Origin of the sequence: Mucilaginibacter endophyticus, assembly GCF_003351025.1 — a bacterium.
Lineage (GTDB): Bacteria > Bacteroidota > Bacteroidia > Sphingobacteriales > Sphingobacteriaceae > Mucilaginibacter > Mucilaginibacter endophyticus.
Window position 1 is genome coordinate 1,114,561 of sequence record NZ_QPCG01000002.1, and the last position, 21,423, is coordinate 1,135,983.

The 21,423-nt window shown below is 43.1% G+C and carries 16 protein-coding genes; 9 read left to right on the top strand and 7 right to left on the bottom strand.

Features of this window, described 5'->3' with window-relative positions; genetic code table 11:
- The first annotated feature begins 2 nt into the window (after nt 1-2).
- The gene (locus DUL71_RS12145; protein ID WP_090526181.1) at nt 3-329 is read left to right on the top strand and encodes a HesB/IscA family protein; all 327 of its coding nucleotides are present in this window, start codon (nt 3-5) and stop codon (nt 327-329) included.
- 140 nt (nt 330-469) lie between these two features.
- Here DUL71_RS12145 and DUL71_RS12150 read toward each other — a convergent pair whose 3' ends face one another.
- Together DUL71_RS12150 and DUL71_RS12155 are read right to left on the bottom strand one after the other, a co-directional pair.
- Nucleotides 470-1,300 (bottom strand): nuclear transport factor 2 family protein, encoded by an 831-nt coding sequence (locus tag DUL71_RS12150; protein ID WP_114938309.1) that lies wholly within the window; start codon nt 1,298-1,300, stop codon nt 470-472.
- Nucleotides 1,301-1,511: 211 nt separating this feature from the next.
- Entirely contained in the window at nt 1,512-2,108 is a 597-nt protein-coding gene (locus DUL71_RS12155) for a short chain dehydrogenase (RefSeq protein WP_114938552.1), read from the bottom strand.
- Nucleotides 2,109-2,295: 187 nt separating this feature from the next.
- On the opposite strand from DUL71_RS12155, the gene DUL71_RS12160 reads away from it, so the two are divergent.
- The 3 genes from DUL71_RS12160 (at nt 2,296) to DUL71_RS12170 (ending at nt 6,341) form a co-directional block, all read left to right on the top strand.
- Nucleotides 2,296-2,964: a DUF2625 domain-containing protein gene (locus DUL71_RS12160; protein WP_114938310.1), complete on the top strand. Its 669-nt coding sequence runs from the start codon at nt 2,296-2,298 to the stop codon at nt 2,962-2,964.
- Nucleotides 2,965-3,023: 59 nt separating this feature from the next.
- Complete coding sequence (locus tag DUL71_RS12165) at nt 3,024-4,934, top strand: AMP-dependent synthetase/ligase (protein ID WP_114938311.1); 1,911 nt, start codon at nt 3,024-3,026, stop codon at nt 4,932-4,934.
- A 204-nt stretch (nt 4,935-5,138) separates the two neighbouring features.
- Nucleotides 5,139-6,341 carry a DUF763 domain-containing protein gene (locus tag DUL71_RS12170; protein ID WP_114938312.1) on the top strand — a complete coding sequence of 401 codons (1,203 nt, stop codon included), beginning with the start codon at nt 5,139-5,141 and terminating at the stop codon, nt 6,339-6,341.
- On the opposite strand, the gene DUL71_RS12175 is transcribed toward DUL71_RS12170, so the two are convergent.
- A complete protein-coding gene (locus tag DUL71_RS12175) occupies nt 6,333-6,866 on the bottom strand; it encodes a DUF4142 domain-containing protein (RefSeq protein WP_114938313.1) in 534 nt (177 codons plus the stop codon). The genes DUL71_RS12170 and DUL71_RS12175 overlap by 9 nt on opposite strands.
- Before the next feature lie 347 nt (nt 6,867-7,213).
- Here DUL71_RS12175 and DUL71_RS12180 point away from each other — a divergent pair, with 347 nt between their 5' ends.
- The 4 genes from DUL71_RS12180 to DUL71_RS12195 all read left to right on the top strand — a co-directional run bounded on the left by DUL71_RS12180 (nt 7,214) and on the right by DUL71_RS12195 (nt 13,343).
- Nucleotides 7,214-7,879, top strand: coding sequence for a response regulator (locus DUL71_RS12180; RefSeq protein ID WP_112571877.1), 666 nt, complete (start codon nt 7,214-7,216; stop codon nt 7,877-7,879).
- 95 nt (nt 7,880-7,974) lie between these two features.
- On the top strand, nt 7,975-9,885 hold the full coding sequence (locus tag DUL71_RS12185; RefSeq protein WP_114938553.1) for an AAA domain-containing protein: 1,911 nt from the start codon (nt 7,975-7,977) through the stop codon (nt 9,883-9,885).
- Between the two features lie 89 nt (nt 9,886-9,974).
- Entirely contained in the window at nt 9,975-12,302 is a 2,328-nt protein-coding gene (locus DUL71_RS12190; RefSeq protein WP_161964422.1) for a family 20 glycosylhydrolase, read from the top strand.
- A gap of 3 nt (nt 12,303-12,305) precedes the next feature.
- On the top strand, nt 12,306-13,343 hold the full coding sequence (locus DUL71_RS12195) for an Atu2307/SP_0267 family LLM class monooxygenase (RefSeq protein ID WP_114938314.1): 1,038 nt from the start codon (nt 12,306-12,308) through the stop codon (nt 13,341-13,343).
- On the opposite strand, the gene DUL71_RS12200 is transcribed toward DUL71_RS12195, so the two are convergent.
- The 3 genes from DUL71_RS12200 to DUL71_RS12210 form a co-directional block, all read right to left on the bottom strand.
- The gene (locus DUL71_RS12200) at nt 13,340-14,125 is read right to left on the bottom strand and encodes an alpha/beta fold hydrolase (RefSeq protein ID WP_114938315.1); all 786 of its coding nucleotides are present in this window, start codon (nt 14,123-14,125) and stop codon (nt 13,340-13,342) included. The genes DUL71_RS12195 and DUL71_RS12200 overlap by 4 nt on opposite strands.
- Nucleotides 14,126-14,226: 101 nt before the next feature.
- Nucleotides 14,227-15,996 carry a glycoside hydrolase family 9 protein gene (locus DUL71_RS12205; RefSeq protein WP_114938316.1) on the bottom strand — a complete coding sequence of 590 codons (1,770 nt, stop codon included), beginning with the start codon at nt 15,994-15,996 and terminating at the stop codon, nt 14,227-14,229.
- A 161-nt stretch (nt 15,997-16,157) separates the two neighbouring features.
- Entirely contained in the window at nt 16,158-17,963 is a 1,806-nt protein-coding gene (locus tag DUL71_RS12210; protein WP_114938317.1) for a beta-N-acetylhexosaminidase, read from the bottom strand.
- Between the two features lie 826 nt (nt 17,964-18,789).
- Between DUL71_RS12210 and DUL71_RS12215 the strand changes: the two genes are divergently transcribed.
- The gene (locus DUL71_RS12215) at nt 18,790-19,881 is read left to right on the top strand and encodes a hypothetical protein (protein ID WP_154402369.1); all 1,092 of its coding nucleotides are present in this window, start codon (nt 18,790-18,792) and stop codon (nt 19,879-19,881) included.
- 89 nt (nt 19,882-19,970) lie between these two features.
- Here the strand turns inward: DUL71_RS12215 and DUL71_RS12220 are convergent, their stop codons facing one another.
- Nucleotides 19,971-21,383: an efflux transporter outer membrane subunit gene (locus DUL71_RS12220; RefSeq protein WP_112571896.1), complete on the bottom strand. Its 1,413-nt coding sequence runs from the start codon at nt 21,381-21,383 to the stop codon at nt 19,971-19,973.
- Nucleotides 21,384-21,423 lie beyond the last annotated feature (40 nt).

Below are 21,423 nucleotides of genomic sequence, written 5' to 3' on the forward strand. Positions count from 1 at the left end.
ACATGGTAACTGTAACTGATAAAGCAAAAAGCAAAATAGAACACCTGATGCAGGATGCAGGACTTGATGCCTCTTATTTCCTGCGTGTGTCTGTTCAGGGCGGTGGTTGCTCTGGTTTATCATACAATCTTGATTTTGATAACGAAGAGAAAAAAGGCGATCAGTTTTTTGAAGACCAGGGCGTACGTATGGCGCTTGACATGAAATCATTCCTGTACCTTGCCGGTACAGAACTCGATTTTTCAGACGGCCTTAACGGCAAGGGCTTCAATTTCCACAACCCTAACGCCAGCCGTACATGCGGTTGCGGCGAAAGTTTTTCGGTATAAATTCAACCTTAAAATAATTGAAAAGAGGCGCCTAAAGCGCCTCTTTTTTGTTTGTCGGTTTACTGCCGCGAGTCTCCATCTTAACTGCCGCGAGCTTCCAGCCCGTGGTTGATTACAGGTTCAGCTTTCAGCTGAACTGCCTAAAACATATCTTCGGCTGTTACACCATCAGGTATAGCCTGCTCCACACTCCAATGTTCAGCAATTTTATTGTTTGCTACCCTGAAGATCTCATAAAACATAAAGGCCTTGTCATCCTTGTTCAACTGAGACTGAACCACAACAAAATCGCCCTCGGCTATAATTCGATGGATTTTGACAGACATTTCAGAATTGGCAAGGTAGCCAGCTAATCTCTTCCCGGATGCAATCAACGATGCATCATGCTCAACATATGCTTTATCAACAAACTGATCAGTTGGTTTCCTATCTACTACTGCTTTGTAAAATCGCTCAACAATAAGTTTGCTACTTTCTGCAGAAACACTGTGATCAATATCAATTGTGCCATTGGTAGCGGTGACTAACTTCCCGCTTTCATCAGGTAGTGACTGTATAGCATCCCAGTGCTCGATAAGCATGCCATCTTTTAACTTAAACAGATCAATCACAGCCATCCGTTTTCCCATAAATTGAACATCAAGATGGGTAACTACAAAGTCACCTTCCTGTATTGCCCTTACAATGGGTGATTTTGCATCCTCAGGTGGCGGCGGCAGTTTTTTTAGATAGTTGATCATTTCGGTTACACCCTCCCTACCCTGCTTAACAGTAGGATTATGTTGTTTATAATTTTCAATGATAAATTCGGGGATCAGCTCTATTTTGCGCTGCCCAACTATTTGTTTATAAAACGATAGTACTTTTTCTTTATTAGTTATGGTATCCATATAAGTATGCGATTTTGCGGATTGAGCAGCGCACATCAAAATGCAGCACATGCCCAATGCCAATATTGGAGTAATTTTCATTACAGGTTAAATAAAAATAGATCGGAAATTTTAAGACAATACTAAACACTGCCGCGAAAGCAGCGTGTCACCAAACCTGTATCAACAGGCCGGGCCTTTAGGCGACCCTTGTTTTATATGTGGATATAGTAATTATGAAGTGAAGATAAGGAAAGTTTTCAGCACCAGACTTACGAAGTTTTAAAAACTTCGTAAGTCTGCGTTGGCTTTATCAAAACACCTTGATCACTTGCCCTGTAATCGCGCCAAGCACGCTTTTCAAATAAGCATTGGCCACCTTATCCATAGCGACCGGCTCATGTCCCGGGAAATATTCAAAAAAGCCAGGGGAATCTTCAACAACACCCGGACTCACCACATTAATCCTTACACCATTTTGCAGTTCGATAGCAGCACCAATAACAAAAGAATTTAATCCTCCGTTTATAGCGCCCAGGTTCACACCGTTTACAACCGGATCCTCAGAAAGAATGCCCGAGGTAAGGGTAAACGAGCCTTTGGCATTAATATAATGCTGACCTATCAATACCAGGTTGATTTGCCCAAGCAACTTACTTTCAATACCTTTTTTAAAATCGGCAGGACTCGTACTTGCCAGCGGACCAAAATGGCCAGAGCCGGTAGTGCTTATCAAGGCGTCAAACGGGCCAACCTTTTCAAAAAATGCCTCAATGGACTCCGGAGAGGTAATATCTAACTGAAAAGCGCCTGTTTTTGAACCCGCGGTGATAATGATGTGTTTTCCTTCCAGCGCCTCCGTAACTTTTCTGCCTATTGTGCCTGAGGCACCAATGATAATTATTTTCATGGTTGTTGTTTTTGTACAAGTTAACAAGTGTGGGCATAAATGGTTATGCGCAAAATCATCACAGCAATATTATTACAAATTGATGTCGAGGTCTTTGATATATTTGTCATCATAACCTTTCATGAAGCATATCGTCATCTTTATTTGTATAGTCATTTTATCCCCAAGCCTATTCGGTCAAACTAAAATGCGTACTGTAGAAGAGTTAACCAGTGATACATCAGCATGGACTCTGCTACAGCAGGAAATTGCTGGCGCAAAAAATAAAGTAGAATTACTGCCCGTAAACGTAGGCCAAAATAAAGTGGCTATTTATCAAACACAGGTAACTACCCATTCATATATGGGCGCAGTAGTTTATTTTACCGGGGGAATATTAATAGACCACGGATGGATTAGAATATTAGGGTCGGGAAATCAAAAGTTAAACCGTAGCCTGCCTGGATGGAATAAAGGCAAAACGTTTAAAGAGGTTGGAGAAAAGCCAAACTTTTTATTAATAGCTGATGATGCTGTTGGAGGATTCTTCGCGATTAACGGAGGTGAATTTGGCCAGGATCTCGGACAAATCTATTATTTAGCTCCGGATCAGCTGAAATGGGAAGCGCTAAATATCGGTTATTCGCAGTTCCTCAGCTTTTGCTTTGCCGGAAATATAAACCAATTTTACAGCAACCTGAGATGGAAAAGCTGGCAGCAAGACCTCAAAAAACTATCACCTGATCAGGTTTTCAGCTTCTATCCATTTCTTTGGACAGTGGAAGGAAAAAGCATCGAAAAGGCTTCAAGAAAAATTGTTCCTGTGTATGAACAATATGATTTTTTAACAAATAGCATGAAACAACTTAAACAATAATCGGCATTGGTTTTTGTTGCTAAATACTATAAGTTTGTTTCCAATATCCAATTATATAAATGACTAACAATACCGAGCTTTCAACTGTTCCGAGTTTCATTCGCAATACCGTTGCCAATATCCATCCCTTAGATCATACTTTCCTGTTGCATAAAGTTAAAGATACCTGGGTTGAGATCAGCTATGGTGAGGTTTTAGAAAAGGTTGACGCTATTTCGGCCTGGTTCCTGCATATCGGAATAAAAAAAGGCGACAGGCTTTCGCTTATCATCGAAAACGGTCCGAATTATGTTTATTATGATCAGGCCCTTCAACAGATAGGCGCAGTTAATACTTCGATATATCCAACCCTTACCGAAAATGAGATCGAGTATATTCTGAACGATTCGGGAGCACGTACCATCATTTGCGGTAATCCGTTCCTGTTCAGGAAAGTATTAAAAGTAGCAAACAATTGCCCCGAGCTGATCCGCCTGATCCCTGCGTTTGATGATTTTGAAAAATTCAGCGATAAAGTAAACCTCAATGCCGGTGTTATTAGCTTTGATGAAGTTATAACCGAAGGCCGCAAATTGGTTGAGCAATACCGTTCTGCTATAAATGCAGCCCGTGAAGCCATTTTAACAACAGATACTTCTTGCCTTATTTATACCTCGGGCACCACAGGCGTACCTAAAGGTGTGGTGCTAACGCATCATAACCTTACCCAAAACGCAATCAACAGCCTGATCCAGATCCCGTTTGTTGAAAAAACAGACAGGTTCCTGTCGTTCCTGCCTTTATCGCACGTATTTGAGCGTACCATTTACCATATAGCCATTTACCAGGGTTCACAAATAGCCTTCGCGCAAAGCCTGGAGTTATTGGCCAAAAACATGACCGAGGTTAAACCTACCATACTTTGCTGTGTACCAAGGCTATTGGAGCGCATTCATGACCGGGCCATCAAAAGCGGTACATCTGCCGGTGGCCTTAAAACCAAGATCTTCCTGTGGGCATTTGAGGTTGGCAAAAAAGTACGCCTGGCACAGGAAGCAGGTAAATCGCCTAATGTTATACTGAAAGCGCAGCATGGTATTGCCGAAAAACTGGTATTTAGCAAGATCAAGGAAAAAACCGGCGGGCAATTAAAGTTCATGGTATCTGGTGGTGGTGCATTGCCTAAAAACATCGGAGAATTTTTTGGCGACCTCGGTATCGTGATATTGGAAGGTTTTGGATTAACAGAAACATCGCCGGTAATGGCAGTTACCGAACGCCATAGGGTGATTTACGGTACCGTTGGCCGTATTATTCCGGGTATTGAAGTTGCTATTCAAAATGTAGATACCAAACAGATCTACTCTGTTCAAACACACGATAATTTTAAAGAAGATACCCTTACCGAGGAAGGTGAGATCATTGTACGCGGACATTGCGTAATGAAAGGTTACTGGAACAAACCTGAAGAAACCGCCACCGTAATTGATAGCCATGGCTGGTTTCACACCGGCGATATCGGTCGCTTTTTCCGTGGCAACCTTCAAATTACTGATCGGCTAAAGAACATGCTGGTTAACGCGTACGGTAAAAATATCTATCCAACCCCAGTAGAGAACACTTACCTCAAAAGCCCTAAAATTGAGCAGGTATTTTTAGTTGGAGATAAACGCGAATATATCGCCGCCATCATTGTTCCTGCCCGTGAAACCTTGCAGGAAAACTTCAACCTCCAAAACGAGTTTTTTGAACGTACTGAGGTATTTGTTGACGACAAAGAAATTGTGGACTGGATTGGTGCCGACATCCGCAAGTACAGCAATGAACTTGCAAAGTTTGAACGCATTAAATCATTCAAGGTAAAACGCAACCCATTCAGCATGGAAGAAGGCGAGATCACCCCTACCATGAAGGCCAAACGCAAAGTCATCGAGAAAAAATACGCAGCCGATATTGATGGGCTTTATGTCGGCGAGGCTGAGGAAGATTAACCGTTGATTTTATTGATTACGCTGATTTCGCTGAAACCTTAACCAGGATTACGTGGGTTTATCCGTAAGACAAGATTTTGATTGCGTAGACCGAAGCAGTCGGAACCCTGTAAATCATTAAATCTGCTTAATGAAGGTTCAAAAAATCAACGAAATTAGCGTAATCAATAAAATCAACGGTCAAAATTTACTAACTTTGTTAGCATGAAGCGATCGGGCAGTGCTGACTTACCTTTACATTATGGCTATGTACCGCAATGGCTTGCTGAGCGGATGGCTAAGCTTGGCCTTGCCGTGGTGGAAACCATAGTGATGGATTATGGTAAGGATGAAGTGCTTCGGCGCTTGAGCGATCCGTTTTGGTTTCAGAGTTTAGGTGCCGTTATGGGTATGGACTGGCATTCATCGGGCATAACCACTTCGGTAATGGGTGCTTTGAAAAAATCTATCAATCCACATAGCCGCGAACTGGGCATTTATATTTGCGGGGGTAAAGGCAAACACTCTACCCAAACACCGGCCGAGCTTTTAAAAGTAGGCGAAACAACCGGGCTCGACGGTAATTACCTGGTAAAATGCAGTAAGCTTAGTGCTAAGGTTGATAATACCGCTATTCAGGATGGCTTCCAGCTTTATACCCATAATTTTATTTTAAGCGATACCGGCAAATGGGCCGTAGTGCAACAAGGCATGAGCGATGCCGGTGGCACGGCACGCCGTTATCATTGGCATTCGGAACAGTTAAGCTCATTTGTTGATGACCCGCACACTTTTATCTACGGAAAAAACAACGGCTATATCTTGAACATGACAGATAAGGAAGCCGACAGCTCCCGCAATGGTGTTATGCAGATCGCGGCTGAAAATCCCGGTACCATGATCAATGAGATTAGTAAACTGGTGATGCCCGGTCATCATGAAGTACATGCCAAAGATGTTGATCTTAAGCGTTTAGGTGCAGTACTTTGGCTCGCTCACGAAAAGCAACCCAAAGATTTTGAAGATCTGCTATTGCTGCAAGGCTTAGGGCCACGCACACTACAATCGCTGGCGTTGGTGAGTGAAGTGATTCATGGTACGCCTTCACGGTTTAAAGACCCGGCCAGGTTTTCCTTTGCGCATGGAGGCAAGGATGGCGCCCCTTTCCCCGTGCCTACCAAAGTTTATGATGAAACCTTAAACACCCTGCAAACGGCTATTCACAAAGCTAAAATGGGCAATAATGATAAAAATGAGGCTATTAAACGCCTCTCACAAATAGCCGAAAAAGCTGAAAAGGATTTTACTCCCAATGCAAACTTTGATAAAGTGGTTGAAAAAGAGCGTAACGATTCATGGAAATATGGCGGTCGTACGGTTTTTGGAAAAGCTAAACCACCGGTTGAGCAGCAATTAAAGTTATTTTAAAGTAGTGCTGATAAACTTCGCGGTATCCAAATGAGCTTGTAAGCCGGGCAAGGTTTTGTTGGCAAAATCGGCAAGAGAAGCATTCTTTTTATCTTTCCCTATGGTTTTATATAAAGCGATCTGATCTATATGATCATTAATAACCATTTGTATATATGCCTTATCAAACGCTGCCGCTTTCTTGACATCGAGATCATTGATCATTTGCTGGTGAATAGGATTTATTGCAACCGAATCGGTAATCAGGTTATCTGTTTTTAGTTTCTTGAAATCATCAGCCAGCATAGTATGGTCATCAATCATCAGTTTAGCAAACTGAATAACACGTTGATTTTTTGAATTGGCTATGGCCAGGCCCGATGCTTTGACTGATGCAAGGGTTGATTCTTCGCCGCTTTTGAGAAACAGCAAGCCATTATCGTCTACTTGTGCTTTATTGTAATTATTAGCTTGCCGGTTACTCTGGCAGGCCTGTAATATCAATAAAAGAAACATGCAAAATAAAACGCTGACTGACCGGCTCATGTTAATAGTTTATTGTCCTAATATAACAAAAAAAAGCAGCCGTGGTTTTATCCTCATTCATATTGCATTTCCGGGAAAAAACTGAGGTAATTGTTATTTTAAGTATACAGACGGGGTATAAAAAGACACACTTGCACCTATTGCACATCTTATTTATATTTAAAATACAGCCAATGGCAGGTGTTTCTTATCAAAGTACAAGAAAATAACGATTCTATTTTGTCGATTTAAATAATTAATTACCAATAACTTACAAAATTTAAAAGCAATAACTCTTGTGAAAAACAGAGAAATTTTGTAATTATTTTCTTACAAACAAACAAAAGGGCATCAATGTTGAGGCATAAATGAACGAAATAAATAAAACCTTCACTATGACCAACGCCGAAAAGATCACATGTTACTGCTTTAATAAAGAATGTGCTGCCTCTATATATAACGATACTACATGTTTATCAATCCAGGTTCCACTTGAAGTTGCGCTATCGCGTACACTCAATTGTATTGAATGTGGTGCCGAGCTTTTATCACCATTGCTTATCGAGATAAAAAAGGACATTCTTAATCTTATTAAAGACGATCAACATCGTTCGGTAGCAATTGTTGATGATGATATTATTTTTCACGAAACAGTTAAGAGTATCCTGAAAGAAAACTGGCTTAACGCGAGCTTTTATATGGATCCCGAGCCTGTTTACAAAAACATTTACAGTAACCGTAACAGGCACGCTGAAATACCCAATATCATTTTCCTTGATCTGGATATGCCGGTAATGGATGGCTGGGAATTTTTAGATTTGTTTAACGACATTTACCGTTCGCTGGCTAAACCAGTTTCGATATATATTATTTCAAACTCCGTTGACCCTTCCGACCAAAAACGGATCAAAGCCTACCCTTTCGTTAAAAGCTTTATTTCAAAACCATTAACAAGGCACTTTTTGGGCAAAATAAACGAAGAGCTTTCCAGGAATACAGCCGGCGTTGATTTAAAACCAGCATCTAACTGGTAAAGTAATTACAAGATTTATAAAAGGAGCCCCTAAAGGCTCCTTTTTGCGTTTTATTGCATCAGATAAATGCCGACGCCAAACTTTACCTTTGCAAAATGGACTATTTTAAAAAACTGCTTAACCTATTACAAATTGAGCAGGACGAAGACCGCCAGGCTTACCTCAAATTAACGGAGACGTCTTCGGCCACTGAGCGAAGGGCGGCAGGGCTTACGTGGTACCCCATAGCCATTAAAGGCACCGAAATAGGCAGAGGTGATTACCTCACTGTCGAAGTTGAGCGGCCATCGCACCAGGATCTTAGTCACCAGTTCCGGTTTGGCGCTTCGGCAGCCTTGTTTTCAAATCACGATGCCAAAACAGATCGTATAAACGGAACTGTATCATACCAGGGCGGTAACCGACTAAAACTAACCCTCAATACCGACGAACTACCGGACTGGAGCCGTAATGGCAAACTGGGTATCGATTTGCTGTTTGATGACAACAGCTATGATGAAATGCAGAAAGCGCTTAAACTATCTGCAAAACTCATTGATGATAACAAAGAAGGTCACCTTACCCGCGTACTAACCGGCCAAAGTGCACCGTCTTTTGTTTCCGAAATCATTCATTATCCGCTTATTGGCTTAAATGCATCGCAGCAACAAGCGGTTCAAAAAATAGTTGACGCGCAGGAGCTGGCCATAGTTCATGGCCCTCCGGGTACCGGTAAAACAACCACACTCGTGCAGGCCATTAAAGCACTTATAAAACATAACAAGCAACAGATTTTGGTGGTAGCTCCGAGCAATACCGCGGTTGATCTCCTGAGCGAAAAGCTAAGTAACGAAGGCTTAAACGTGCTCCGTATTGGCAACCCGGCAAGGGTATCTGAAAAGCTAATGTCCCTGACTTTAGATAGCCGGATAAGCACTCATGCCGATATGAAGGAGATCAAAAAGCTTAAAAAGCAGGCTTCTGAATACAAAAACATGGCGCATAAGTACAAGCGCAATTTTGGTAAGGCAGAACGCGATCAGCGTAAGGCGCTTTTTGACGCGGCACATCAAATCATCAAAGAAGTAGATAAAACCGAACAATTTATTGCCGAAGACCTGATCAGTAAAGCACAGATCATTACAGCCACACTTGTAGGCGCCAATCACTATACCATCCGCGATTTAAAATTCAACACAATAGTTATTGACGAAGCCGGGCAGGCGCTTGAACCCGCCTGCTGGATCCCGATATCAAAGGCAAAAAAAGTGATCCTTGCCGGCGATCATTTGCAACTCCCTCCTACCATCAAATCGCAGCAGGCGGCAAAGGAAGGACTGAGCACCACCCTGCTTGAGAAATGTGCCGCCTTATATCCCGAAGCGGTTGTGTTACTTGAAGAACAATACCGGATGAACGAGGCTATCATGGGCTTTTCATCAAAGGAGTTTTATGATAGCAGGTTAAAAGCACACGAATCGGTAGCAAACCGGTTGTTGTTTAAGGGAGATATTCCGCTTAGTTTTGTGGATACCGCCGGATGTGGTTTTGATGAAAAGCAGGAAGGTACAAGCACAGCAAACCCTGAAGAAGCCGCGTTTTTGTTCAAACATCTTCATAAATTGGTTGGGGACCTTCGGGAACATTACTCGCCGGAAAACTTCCCGACCATTGCTGTTATCTCCCCTTATAAAGAACAGATTCGGGTGTTGAACCAATTACTATTGGACTCATCGGATTTGTTGATTTACGCCGATAAAATAGCTGTCAACACTATTGATAGTTTCCAGGGTCAGGAGCGTGATGTGGTTTATATCAGCCTCACCCGTAGCAATACCAACGGCGAGATAGGCTTCCTGAGCGATATTCGCAGGATGAACGTGGCCATGACCCGCGCACGAAAGAAACTGGTGATGATAGGTGATAGTTCAACGCTGGCGTATGCTCCTTTTTATGCGGATATGATCAGCTATGCCGAACAACTAAACGGCTATCAAAGCGCCTGGGATTACGCAGGTTACGATTAAACGTCAATTGTTTGTTACAATGACTTTAAACCGTCTACAGCTTAGGATAATGGTTAATTTTATCTTTTAGCCTTATAACCATCGCTCGTATGAATTTTAAACCGAACTACCTGGCAAAGCTTATCGCTGTAATAAGCCTTTGTATTTTTTTATCGCAAGCTAACAAAGTATCGGCCCAGGTTAATACTGATGATCCGCATTTAGGGATCATTCCTGCTCCTGCCTCAATTACCAAAGGCAGCGGCACATTTACTTTTAATCAACTTACCCCAATCAAAGCGGATAATCCAAAAGATAAAGCTGTTTTATGGCTGAAAGATTATCTGCAGCAAAACCGCAACCTCAATTTCAAAATAGCCAAATACAATTCAAAGCTTAAGGCGGCTAAAAGCAAGGGGCTTATCTTGACGGCTAAAGGAGCAGATAAACTGCCTAAAGAGGGCTATAAGCTAACCATCACCCCGCATAACATTGTTATAGTAGGTAAAGACGCAGGCTTATTCTATGGTATACAAACGCTGCTACAACTTTTCCCGGTTGAAAACGCGACCGCCTACAAATTACCTTGTGCCGCAATTGAAGATTCACCACGCTTTGGGTATAGGGGCATGATGTTGGATGTATCTCGTCATTTCTTTACCATTCCGCAGGTCAAGAAAGTTATAGAGCTTATTGCCTCCTATAAACTAAATACCTTCCACTGGCATTTGGTTGATGGGCAGGGATGGCGTATCGAGATAAAAAAATATCCGAAGCTTACTCAGGTAGGCGCTTTCCGTCAGCAAACCATGTTTGGCAGCAACCGCGACTGGCCCGACTCGATTAGCTATGGCGGTTTTTACACTCAGGAGCAGATTAAAGATGTAGTAAAATTCGCGGCCGACAGGTATATCAACGTCATCCCAGAGATAGAAATGCCGGCGCACTCGGAAGCTGCCCTGCGTGCCTATCCCGAATTCAGATGCGATACGGTAGCCGGACAGAAAGCCCCGCGCGATATCAATAACCTATACTGCCCTACCGAGCAAACTTTTACCTTTTTGCAGGATGTGCTTACCGAGGTAATGGCGCTTTTCCCAAGCAAATACATTCATATAGGTGGCGACGAAGCAGGCAAGGAACCATGGAAACAATCGGCGTTTTGCCAGGCTTTGATGAAGGAGAAAGGATTGAAAGATGAAAAAGAGTTGCAAAGCTATTTCATTCAAAGGATAGAGCAATTCATCAACTCAAAAGGCCGCAGCATTATTGGTTGGGACGAAATATTGGAAGGCGGCCTTGCCCCTAACGCTACCGTAATGAGCTGGCAGGGCGAAGAGGGCGGCATTAACGCCGCCCGCCAAAAGCACAATGTGATCATGACGCCGCAAACTACCGGTAATTACTTTGATCATTATCAAAGCAGTTCGCCGCAAGAGCCGGTGTCATTTGGCCGCTACGCCACTTTAGAGGAAACTTACAACTACGATCCTGTTTCAAAGCAATTGACGCCCGACGAGCAGAAATATGTTATCGGCACACAAGGCAACCTATGGACAGAATATGTACCCACAGTGGCAAAACTGCAATACCAGATTATGCCAAGAGTATTTGCCCTTTCAGAAGTAGCCTGGACTCAGCCTGCCAATAAGGATTATACTAATTTTTCTGAAGTACGTCTCGCTAAACACTTCGCGAGGTTGGATGCCATGAACTACAATTACCGTGTACCAACCGCGCTTACTACAATTGATACCATGGTGGTGGGCCCTCATTTTGTTTACACGCTAAAATCGGTTGTACCGGGTGCCAGGATCTATTATACCCTTAACGGTCGCGATCCGCTGGATACCGATCTGCAATATGACGGGCCTATCACCTTCTCTATCCCGCAAAACGAAAAACGGGAATTGCGTACAAGGGTAATTACTCCCTCCGGCCGCAGAAGTATTGCTACCCGTACTTTAATGTATAATAAAGCGCCAATGCCCGCGATAAACTATACAGCCAATAAACAGGGCCTTAAATATAAATGGGCTAAAAATACATTTACCTCACCCGATCAGCTTAACTATACTGCGCCTCAGGATTCAGCAACTATCAATAAATTGGATGCCGAAACGCTGAAAAAAGACAATCCCAATTTTGGCGTAGTTTATGACGGTTACGTGAATGTTTTGGCCGATGGTACTTATAACTTTACCCTTGCAAATTATGCCGCCAGCCAGTTATTTATTGATGGCGTACAGTTAACAGAAGCAGAATACGCGCTGCCACTGGCAAAAGGCTTTCATCAGATAAGGGTAAAGTACATATACAACGCGCCACCGCCGCCAACAGGCAGGTACAGGACACGGGTGGCACCGCTTAAAGTATATGTTACCGCACCCGGAAGTTTTGATAAGAAAGAGCTTGCCGCGGCCGATCTTTATTATTAATACATGGAATTAGGTATAAGCACCTTTGGCGAGGTACATCCTGACGGTAAAAGCGGCAATGCTGTAAATGCCCATAAACGGGTTCAGGAATTATTGGAAGAAGTAAAATTGGCCGATGAGGTTGGCCTGGATGTTTTTGCCTTCGGCGAGCATCACCGGCCCGATTTTGTGATCTCGGCACCTGAAATATTGATATCCGCCGCAGCGGCTATTACTAAAAACATCCGTTTATCCAGTTCGGTTACCGTACTAAGCTCTGCAGATCCCGTGCGGACGTTCCAAAACTTCGCCACTGCCGATCTTGTTTCGGGTGGCCGGGTTGAAATGATAGCGGGTCGAGGCTCATTCATCGAGTCGTTCCCGCTTTTTGGCTTCGATCTGAATGATTACGATGCCCTGTTCACCGAAAAGCTCGAAATGTTTTTGCAGATCAACAAACAGGAAATTGTTTCATGGCAAGGCAACTTCCGGGCACCGATAAGGAACCAGGGAGTATATCCCCGTCCGCTCCAACAGGAAATTCCGGTTTGGATCGGTGTTGGCGGCACTCCTGCTTCTGCAAAAAGGGCGGGTGCGCTAAACCTGCCTCTGATCATCGCGATATTGGGTAGCGCGCCAAAACATTTTATTCCATTTGTAGAGTTGTACCGCGAATCAGCAGCTAAAGCCGGGCATGATGTGAGTAAACTACAACTGGCTATCAGTTCGCAATTTTACGTGGCCGAAAACTCACAGCAGGCAGCTGATGAATTTTACCCGAGCTATGAAGCCCTAATGACGCGAGTTGGTCGAGATCGGGGTTGGTCGCCCATGACAAGGGAACAATTTGAATATCTCCGTGATTTTGGGCCATTGGTTGTAGGCGATCCGCAACAGGCTATCGACAAGATCATGCAGCAATACGAGCTTTTTGGCAATACCCGTTTTGTAGCCCAACTGGTTACTGGTGTCACCAGGCACACAGATATTTTAAAAGCGATTGAAATTTACGGCACAAAGGTAGCCCCTGTTGTACGCAAAGAAACCAAAGGAAAAGCTTAAGCTTTTCCTTTGGTTAAAAATGCTTCAATAATGGCCACTGCTGGATAGTCACCATCTTCACTTACATCCTCAATTTCGCCTATATAGTCGCCGTGGCCTCCGGGCAGGATACAAAGCTCCGCATCAGGCAGCGTGCGATATAACTGCAGCGTATGCTCAGGCCTAATCACATCTTTATCCCCAGCTATCACCAATGCAGGCATGGTTATCGAACGGATGCTATCCTCGCTCCAGTCTTGAAAAGCCACCATACGGTCACGATCACGGTTATGCATGGTTTCCAAAGCAGCATGGTCATTGTTAATTTTAAGAAACGCCTCCTGTAGCGGTTTAGGCATATTCTCTAAAGAGGCGTTAGGCATAAAATCCCAAAACCAGGAATCGAAACCATCGCGCTTATAAAACGAAGAAGCGATCACAATTTTATGAACCAATTGCGGATGCCTGATGGCCAATTGCATAGCCGTATTACCGCCATTACTAAACCCCATAACATCGGCCTGCTTAATATCCAAATGCTTGAGCAAAGCCGCGATATCATCGGCATCCTGTTCAAATGAAGTTGGTACACCCCTGTCCGGTGTGCGTCCGTGCGCCTGCATATCTACCCCTATCACCTGGTGGCTTTTAGCAAAGGCAGACAGCACCCGGCCAAAGGTAACATAGATATCCGAACCACCGCCATGGATCAGTACCAAGGGAAAACCTTCACCATGAATTTCATAATACATGTTAAGGCCGTTAACAACGGCATAGTTACCGGCAACATTTGTTTGTGTCATATCGATAGGTTCTTAATTCAATACAAACTTAATTGCATGAAGATAAGGAGTTGGGTAGCAAATATGACAAATTGAGGTATAAAAAATGACAGCTTCTATTGCTACTGTGCCGCCATTGCAGTTACAGCTTGCAGATACCAAGCGGCATGGGGTAACCATTGCTCCGTCCAGCGCCATTCATTGCCATAGTCTTTCATTTTAAAGTCGATGCCACTGCCATCGGGGTTTTCCTTTTTGCCGGTAATGCCGTTGGAGATTCCTCCCTTACCAGATCCGTGCCCGAAGTTTGAGCTCATGTAAGGCACATTGTTTTTGCCGAATTGGTACATGAAACACATCTGGTAAGGGTTACAACCCAAAATCCAGGCTATCTGATGCGAGGCATATTCGGCCAGTTCTTTTTCAACACCCCAACCGCCCTTTTCTGGATAAACTAACCTTCCTCCTACCAAAGCCGCCGTAGCCAACGAGCCTAAACGGGCATTTTCGCCTTGCCACCACCAGCCGGTTTCGTTTTCATGAGGAATAAAAAAGCCATCTTTTACAGCGCCTCTAAACTTAAATGATTGACGGGCATAGCCAAAGGGATTATCTACATTCCCGGTCACTTTTAAATTATAGTCCAACGCTTTTTTTATGGTCGATAAGGCAGCCGCCCTTTCGCTACCGTCCTTTTCTATATCGAGATAGCGGCATAAAGCTACTACCGGTAACCCCGCATCCGCCGCATGCCAGAACGGTCTCTCGCCATCATCAGCAATAAAATAACCTGCCGGGCTCATTCGTTTGTTCAGGTTACCGGCACGTTTACGGGCTTCGTCCCGGTAGAGTGCGCTATCTGTCGCAATCCATAATTCGGTAGCTGCCATCAGGGCGCAATAATCGTCAATGATATTTTCTTTGCCGTCATCATCATATTTGGTGTTGTTAACCAGCAGATGAGCAAAAGCACGTTTAGCTGCAGCAAGATATTCGGCCGACTTAAAATCGCCGTCTTTTTTCAATTGCGAGATCCGCGCCAGTGATGCTATCGCCATCCCTCCACCCTCGCGAAAAGCGGCCTGGTATTCATCGGTAGTAACGCTGTTAGCTTTTAATCCTACAACCCGCCTCGCTTTAGGATCCTTATTAAAATAACTGAACACGATCATATAAAAATAATCGTCTTTTGATAATGCGCGCATCATGTAGTCGGCCCCCCAGAGCGCCTCGTTCACCATACCATCGTAAATATTGAGTTTATTTAGTAAGCCCGGCGTTGTTTGTACCGAGTTAATCATTGACCAGGTTACCAGGGGAATTTGCTGTGGCGAAACAAAATTAGCATAAGCCAGGTGCGAAAAGTATTTGCTTACATCACCAGAGGCATCGCACCAGCCACCACGCATGTCAACGGTTTTATCGCTTCCGTATAATTGTACCGCCGCGTCGGCTTGCCATTCGGTTGGTGTATTGGCCCGCTGCCTGTTGTAATAACTCAACACCGAGGGAATGGTAGTTACCGCCAGTGCGTTCTCCTTAATCTCGAACCAATCGGATGCCGGTCCATTATTTTTACCGATCACAACCCGGTATTTCCCTTCTGCTTTAACAGCTGAAAAATCGGCTTGATAAAAGTATGCGCCACTTGCCCATTCATCTACCTGTAAGGCTCTGCTCAATTTTCCGGTAAATGTTATTTTTCCTGCTGCGCTTTGTAATTGAAAAGTTGTACCTGCGGCAAATTTGGCATCATTGCGCACAATGATAGTCTTGGCACCACGCGCGTCAAAAGCCACCTGGTTCATATAAAAAATCGGGTCGGCTTTGCATAAATAACAAAGCAGGGTAAAGAAAATTGAAAGGATAATTTGGCGGTTAAACAGGTTCATGTAAATGCAGATTAATTGGCGAAATGGAACGCCTGCAATTTACAGCATTTATGCAGGGGACATCTCGCACACAACAAAAACCAGCCCCTAATTTACCACTACAAAAACAAAGCCCTGCTTATTTGACATATGCAGGGCTTTATAATTAATGCTATTCGCCATTACTTCTTCTTTTTGTGCGATGACTTATGGCTGCTGCCAGACGACGACGTTTTTTTAGAAGATGACGATTTCTTCGAAGATGAATGTTTAGACGAAGATGATGAATGCTTGGACGAATGTTTCGACGATGACGAGTGTTTTGACGAGTGTCCGTGCCTGTGTCTGCGTGTAGGTCGGTCCTCATCACCATAATCTACATTTTCAGGCTTAGGCATCCTCCTGATCTTCGGACCAAAATCAATGGCTTCATCATGGAAAAACTTATCAAATGGATTAAAATAATAGATATTGGCGGCATCATAAATCTTAATACTTGCCTTTAAACGATTATTAAAAGCCTCTTCATCCTTAAGCTCGGGCGCTGTCCAGCCGGCTTCTGCTAAACCGGCAATACGCGGGAACAGCATAAAGTCAAGGCGTTTTTCAGAACCGATCATTTCTGTCCAGATATTGGCCTGTACACCTATGATCTGTTTCGATTGCAGGTCCTCGTTGTTTTGTAATTGCCTTTCAGGAAAGCCGTAAACACTGCCCACTGTGTTATAAACACCTTTCCACCTGCGGCCCGAAATATGATCGGCATCCTGCACAAAATCAAAATACATTGGCAGGCGCGGGCACAGTACTACCTGGTAACCTTTTTGTACCGCTAAATGAAGCTGACCGGGCAAATTCTGTCTCCACCAAAAAATAATGGTTTTATCTGCCGGCAGATTTGTACCGGTAGCTTCGTCCCAGGCCAAAACTTTATTGCCAGCGTTTAAAGCCGTATCTGCTACTCTTTTAAAGAAATAACGCTCCAGCTCGCCAACATCAGCAAAATTGTTCTTCTGCATAAAACCGGCAATTGATGGGTTAAGCGACCAGGCTTTCACGCCCAAGGCCACCTCGTCGCCTCCCAAATGAATCATCTTAGCAGGGAAAAGTGTACTGGTTTCTTTTATAATGTTACCTAAAAACTGGTAAGTACTATCGATTGCAGGGTTAAAAGTAAAATTAGGGTACCCTTCAACGCTGCCACCACTAAATTGTGGATAGGCTTTATTAGCAGCCGTAGCATGTCCCGGCATATCAATTTCGGGGATAACGGTAATAAACCTTTCGGCAGCGAAAGCAATGATCTCTTTGATTTGAGCTTGCGTATAATATTGCGGATCGGCAGATGAATCACTGTAGTTCCCTACTCCGCCAATTAATGTTAGTTTGGGATATTTTTTTATCTCCAAACGCCAGCCCTGCGCATCGGTTAAATGCCAGTGAAACTTGTTAAGCTTGTAATAAGCCATCCAATCCAGAATCTGCTTCACCTTTTCCATTCCAAAAAAGTGGCGCGATTCATCAAGCATTAATCCTCTCCACTGATAACGTGGGGTATCAGTAATGGTTAATGTTGATAAATTAATGCTCTCTCCGCGGGGTTGATCTTTGATCATTTGCAGCAGGGAGATCACTCCATAAAATACACCGTCCCGATTTGTTGAAGAAATGGTGATTTCATTTGCCACAATTTTCAAAGAATATGCTCCGGCAGTTGGATCGCCATTGGTTAAAAGTAGGTGGATTACACTTCCGGCATCTTTGTTATCAACGGCAAGCGTAAAACCGTTTGACTGGCTTACCTGCTTTTGAAAATAACGGGCAATAGGCAGCAATGAAGCATCATTTACGCCAACTGTGCTATGATTATTAAAAGTGAACTGCCCGGTACCGTTAATTACAGACTTGGGCTGAGGGATTATATTGACATTTTGCGCCCGGACGGAACCGCAAAACAAAATAAATACAAGTACGATCTTAAGCTTCATTTAAAAACAACTCAAATAGTTTGGGGCTGCTATGATATGAATTTTCTTTGAAAAACCGGGTAATTTGTTTGTAACAAAGTGTTTAAACCTAACAACTGGCTCGGCTTGAGCTTTGTCATTGGCAAATCGATAGTGGATGACTTTGTACCATAAACGCTCCCGCTTCACAAGAAAATCACTGGTCAAATCTACCCAATCAGGTGTGCATATTGCTTTACAATTTTCGAGGTACAATTGTGAAATTTAGCTATGCAGATGTGTGAAGCAAGAGGAAAATCAACGAAATTAACATAACCCGAAGAGACAAAGCGCCAAAGCAAGGGCGTCATGATATTACAAATCAGTAAATTACATCAATTTACTACCAACGAAATCAACATATTCTATGAACGAGGCTCATAGCAGAGATAAGGGAAGGAATATTTCAGGCCTGCTATCCAGCAATAAATACCTGATCATTACTTCCGTTTTACTTTTTGTTTTAGCGGCCTCCGCTTATTTGCTTTTTTCACCAACTAAATACAATGTAAGAATGGAATTAAGCATTTCCGACGATCAGGAATCGCCGGGAATGGCCATTAACGAGGTCCGTTCTAACCTTGCGATAGGGAAAGTGGTTAATTCGTTAGGGTTTGAGGTTAGTTACTATCGGAAAGGAACATTTACCACAACAGAAATTTATGGCGATTCCTTACCTCTTAAATTTATGCTTGGCAAGGGCAGTGCCTACGACTCCCCTACCGACATCACGATCAATTTAATTAACGGCAACGTATGCCGGATCGATCAAAATAATGTACTCACAGATGTGCCTTTATACCACCCTGTGAAATATGCTTTTTTAGATTATACCATAGTAAAAGGTCCTGCTTTTAAACCCATACAACCACCGCTGACCGTAAAACTCACTTCCTCTGCCGACTTAACTAAACAATTCAGTGAAAGTTTAAGTGCGAAAATCCTGGGGGGCAACAGTTTTGAATTGAGCTTAAAAACAAATAATCCTCAAAAGGGGGAGGATTTTTTAAACAAGCTTATAGCAGTTATAAATTCTCAATATGCTAAAAAAAAATCACCCCAAAAACCTGTGGTTGTTGATACCTCGTTGCTTACAAAAATAAACGACAGCATATACTACTATAAAGCGATGGCCGATAAATTCCGCGAACAGCAAGCTATACTGAATAATATCAAAAAGCCAAGACCATTGCCGAAGCCCAAGCCGAAACCTATGGTGGTGCAGGTGCAAACTGCATTGACCGAAAAAGAAAAAAGCAGCTTAAATGCCATCAGCGCGATAAAATCATACACATCGAAACCTAATGATCCTTTTGTTTTAATACCTGAAGATTATAGCCTTAACGACGGCCGCATTGAAGCGCTTATAAAAGATTTCAATAAAGCACAGCTTAATAAACAACGTGTACAACAAGATTCGGACAATGCCGACGCAAGTGTTTATGCTTTCAAACTCGAAATCAATTCGATAAAGGAAGCGCTTGTTAACAGTGTAACACAAAAGGAGCAAAAAATAAGGGCTGCTCATCAGACTAAAGAAGTTCGCCAACCTGAAGAGGTTGAACAACCAAAAGATATTGAACCGCCGAAAGATACTGCACAGCCAAAAGATTCAAAATCTATAGCGTCATTCATATCAGTACAACTAAATGATTCGCTGGCTCAAATAAATGCAATAATTAAGCGTAAGCAACAACAGTACAACAGACTCCTGCATGGATCAGACGCACAATCCTCACATCCGAGGTTTACTATAGATGAAATGTCGACCACGCGGGAATCAATGAGTTCTAAATCGCTATATGTATATCTTTTTGCTTTACTGGCTGGTTTGCTGCTCTCTGCTTTATTGCTGACTATAAAAGAAGTAATATCTGCTAAAAAAACGACAGCGATGTAAATACGATCAAGAATACTACCCATTACATGCAAAACGGCGGATCATGATTAATGATCCGCCGTTTCCGTTTTCATAGGGGTAGATAAAGATTATTTCCAGCCGCCGCCTAATGAGCGATAAAGCTCGGCATTGGCGCTTAGTTGAGCCATTTTAATTGAGGCTAAATCCAACTCGCTTTGCAGTACGTTGCCTTGAGCAGTAATTACTTCAAGATAGGTAGCAAGACCGTTTTTAAACAACATGCTGGCGTTAGAAGTAGCCTGTTGCAATGTTTTAACACGGTTTGCGGCAATAGCCTGTTGTTCTTTTAGTTTTTGAAGCCTTACCAAAGCATCAGACACCTCACCTACTGCATTCAATACAGACTGACGGAATTGGATCACGGTTTTCTCGCGATCAACTTTAGCAACCTCATATTGGGTACGCAATTGTTTGTGCTGTAACAAAGGCTGAGCAATGCCACCGGCAACAGTACCGAATAGTGAAGCAGGAATATTAAACCAATTACTTGATTTAAATGAGTTTAAACCACCCTGACCTGTAATAGTTAATGAAGGATAAAGCTGTGCTTTGGCTATACCTACCCTTGCATTAGCAATGTTCAAAGCCAGTTCAGAACTTCTTACATCGGGCCTGCGGCTCACCATAGCTGATGGGATACCTGTTGAAAGGGTTTCAGGGAAAGTAATATCGTTAAGGGTTACATTACGCTCTATAGCGTTAGGCAACCTGCCTGCCAATATGCTCAAACCATTTTCCTGAACGGTTATATCACGCTCAAACTGAGGAACCAACTGTGCAGCGGCTTCTAATTGAGCTTGTGCCTGTTGTACACCTAAAAGGGTAACCTGGCCAGCGTCATATTGTAATTTGATGATGCGTAAGGTGCTGTCATTCAGTTTTACGTTCTTTTTAGCAATCTCCAACTGCTCATCCAGCATCAACAGGTTGTAATAACCTTGAGATACGCTTGATACGATATTGGTTTGTACAGCCCTTTTTGCTTCATTGGTTTGCAGGTATTGAGCTAAAGCTTCGCGGTTTTGGCTACGAATTTTACCCCAGATATCAGCTTCCCATGAAAGCGACAGGTTAGCGTTATAATCTTCAATATGTTTGGTGCCGATGTTATACTGTTTAATACTTAAACCGGTAACGCTGTTATCAGACGGGCGATTAGTGTTTGCAGTAACGTTTAAACCAAGTGTAGGTACATAGTTCCATTTAACCTGTTTAAACTGTAAGTCCGCAGCTTCGATATTTTTAACAGCTACCTGCATATCGTAATTCCTTTCGATGGCGCTGTCAATTAATTTTTGAAGAGCTGCATCGGTAAAGAAGTTTTTCCACTGCAAATCGGCAATGCTGCTGGTATCACCTGTGGTAACCGCGTTCCTGAAGTTTTCAGGCAGCCCATCTTTTGGCGTAGCAACATCTTTTGAAACTTTACAGCCAGCCAGCACTACCAGTGCAATAGCCAAGCTGCCTATTATATTTTTCATTGTTGTATCTTTTTTAAACTATCACAGGTTTTAAAACCCG

Excerpts from the sequence above, each read along its gene's own strand:
- DUL71_RS12185 (WP_114938553.1), top strand. The coding sequence starts at position 7,975 with ATGGACTATTTTAAAAAACTGCTTAACCTATTACAAATTGAGCAGGAC.
- DUL71_RS12210 (WP_114938317.1), bottom strand. The coding sequence starts at position 17,963 with ATGAAGCTTAAGATCGTACTTGTATTTATTTTGTTTTGCGGTTCCGTC.
- DUL71_RS12180 (WP_112571877.1), top strand. The coding sequence starts at position 7,214 with ATGAACGAAATAAATAAAACCTTCACTATGACCAACGCCGAAAAGATC.
- DUL71_RS12155 (WP_114938552.1), bottom strand. The coding sequence starts at position 2,108 with ATGAAAATAATTATCATTGGTGCCTCAGGCACAATAGGCAGAAAAGTT.
- DUL71_RS12220 (WP_112571896.1), bottom strand. The coding sequence starts at position 21,383 with ATGAAAAATATAATAGGCAGCTTGGCTATTGCACTGGTAGTGCTGGCT.
- DUL71_RS12200 (WP_114938315.1), bottom strand. The coding sequence starts at position 14,125 with ATGACACAAACAAATGTTGCCGGTAACTATGCCGTTGTTAACGGCCTT.
- DUL71_RS12195 (WP_114938314.1), top strand. The coding sequence starts at position 12,306 with ATGGAATTAGGTATAAGCACCTTTGGCGAGGTACATCCTGACGGTAAA.
- DUL71_RS12145 (WP_090526181.1), top strand. The coding sequence starts at position 3 with ATGGTAACTGTAACTGATAAAGCAAAAAGCAAAATAGAACACCTGATG.
- DUL71_RS12175 (WP_114938313.1), bottom strand. The coding sequence starts at position 6,866 with ATGAGCCGGTCAGTCAGCGTTTTATTTTGCATGTTTCTTTTATTGATA.
- DUL71_RS12160 (WP_114938310.1), top strand. The coding sequence starts at position 2,296 with ATGCGTACTGTAGAAGAGTTAACCAGTGATACATCAGCATGGACTCTG.
- DUL71_RS12150 (WP_114938309.1), bottom strand. The coding sequence starts at position 1,300 with ATGAAAATTACTCCAATATTGGCATTGGGCATGTGCTGCATTTTGATG.
- DUL71_RS12165 (WP_114938311.1), top strand. The coding sequence starts at position 3,024 with ATGACTAACAATACCGAGCTTTCAACTGTTCCGAGTTTCATTCGCAAT.
- DUL71_RS12205 (WP_114938316.1), bottom strand. The coding sequence starts at position 15,996 with ATGAACCTGTTTAACCGCCAAATTATCCTTTCAATTTTCTTTACCCTG.
- DUL71_RS12190 (WP_161964422.1), top strand. The coding sequence starts at position 9,975 with ATGAATTTTAAACCGAACTACCTGGCAAAGCTTATCGCTGTAATAAGC.
- DUL71_RS12170 (WP_114938312.1), top strand. The coding sequence starts at position 5,139 with ATGAAGCGATCGGGCAGTGCTGACTTACCTTTACATTATGGCTATGTA.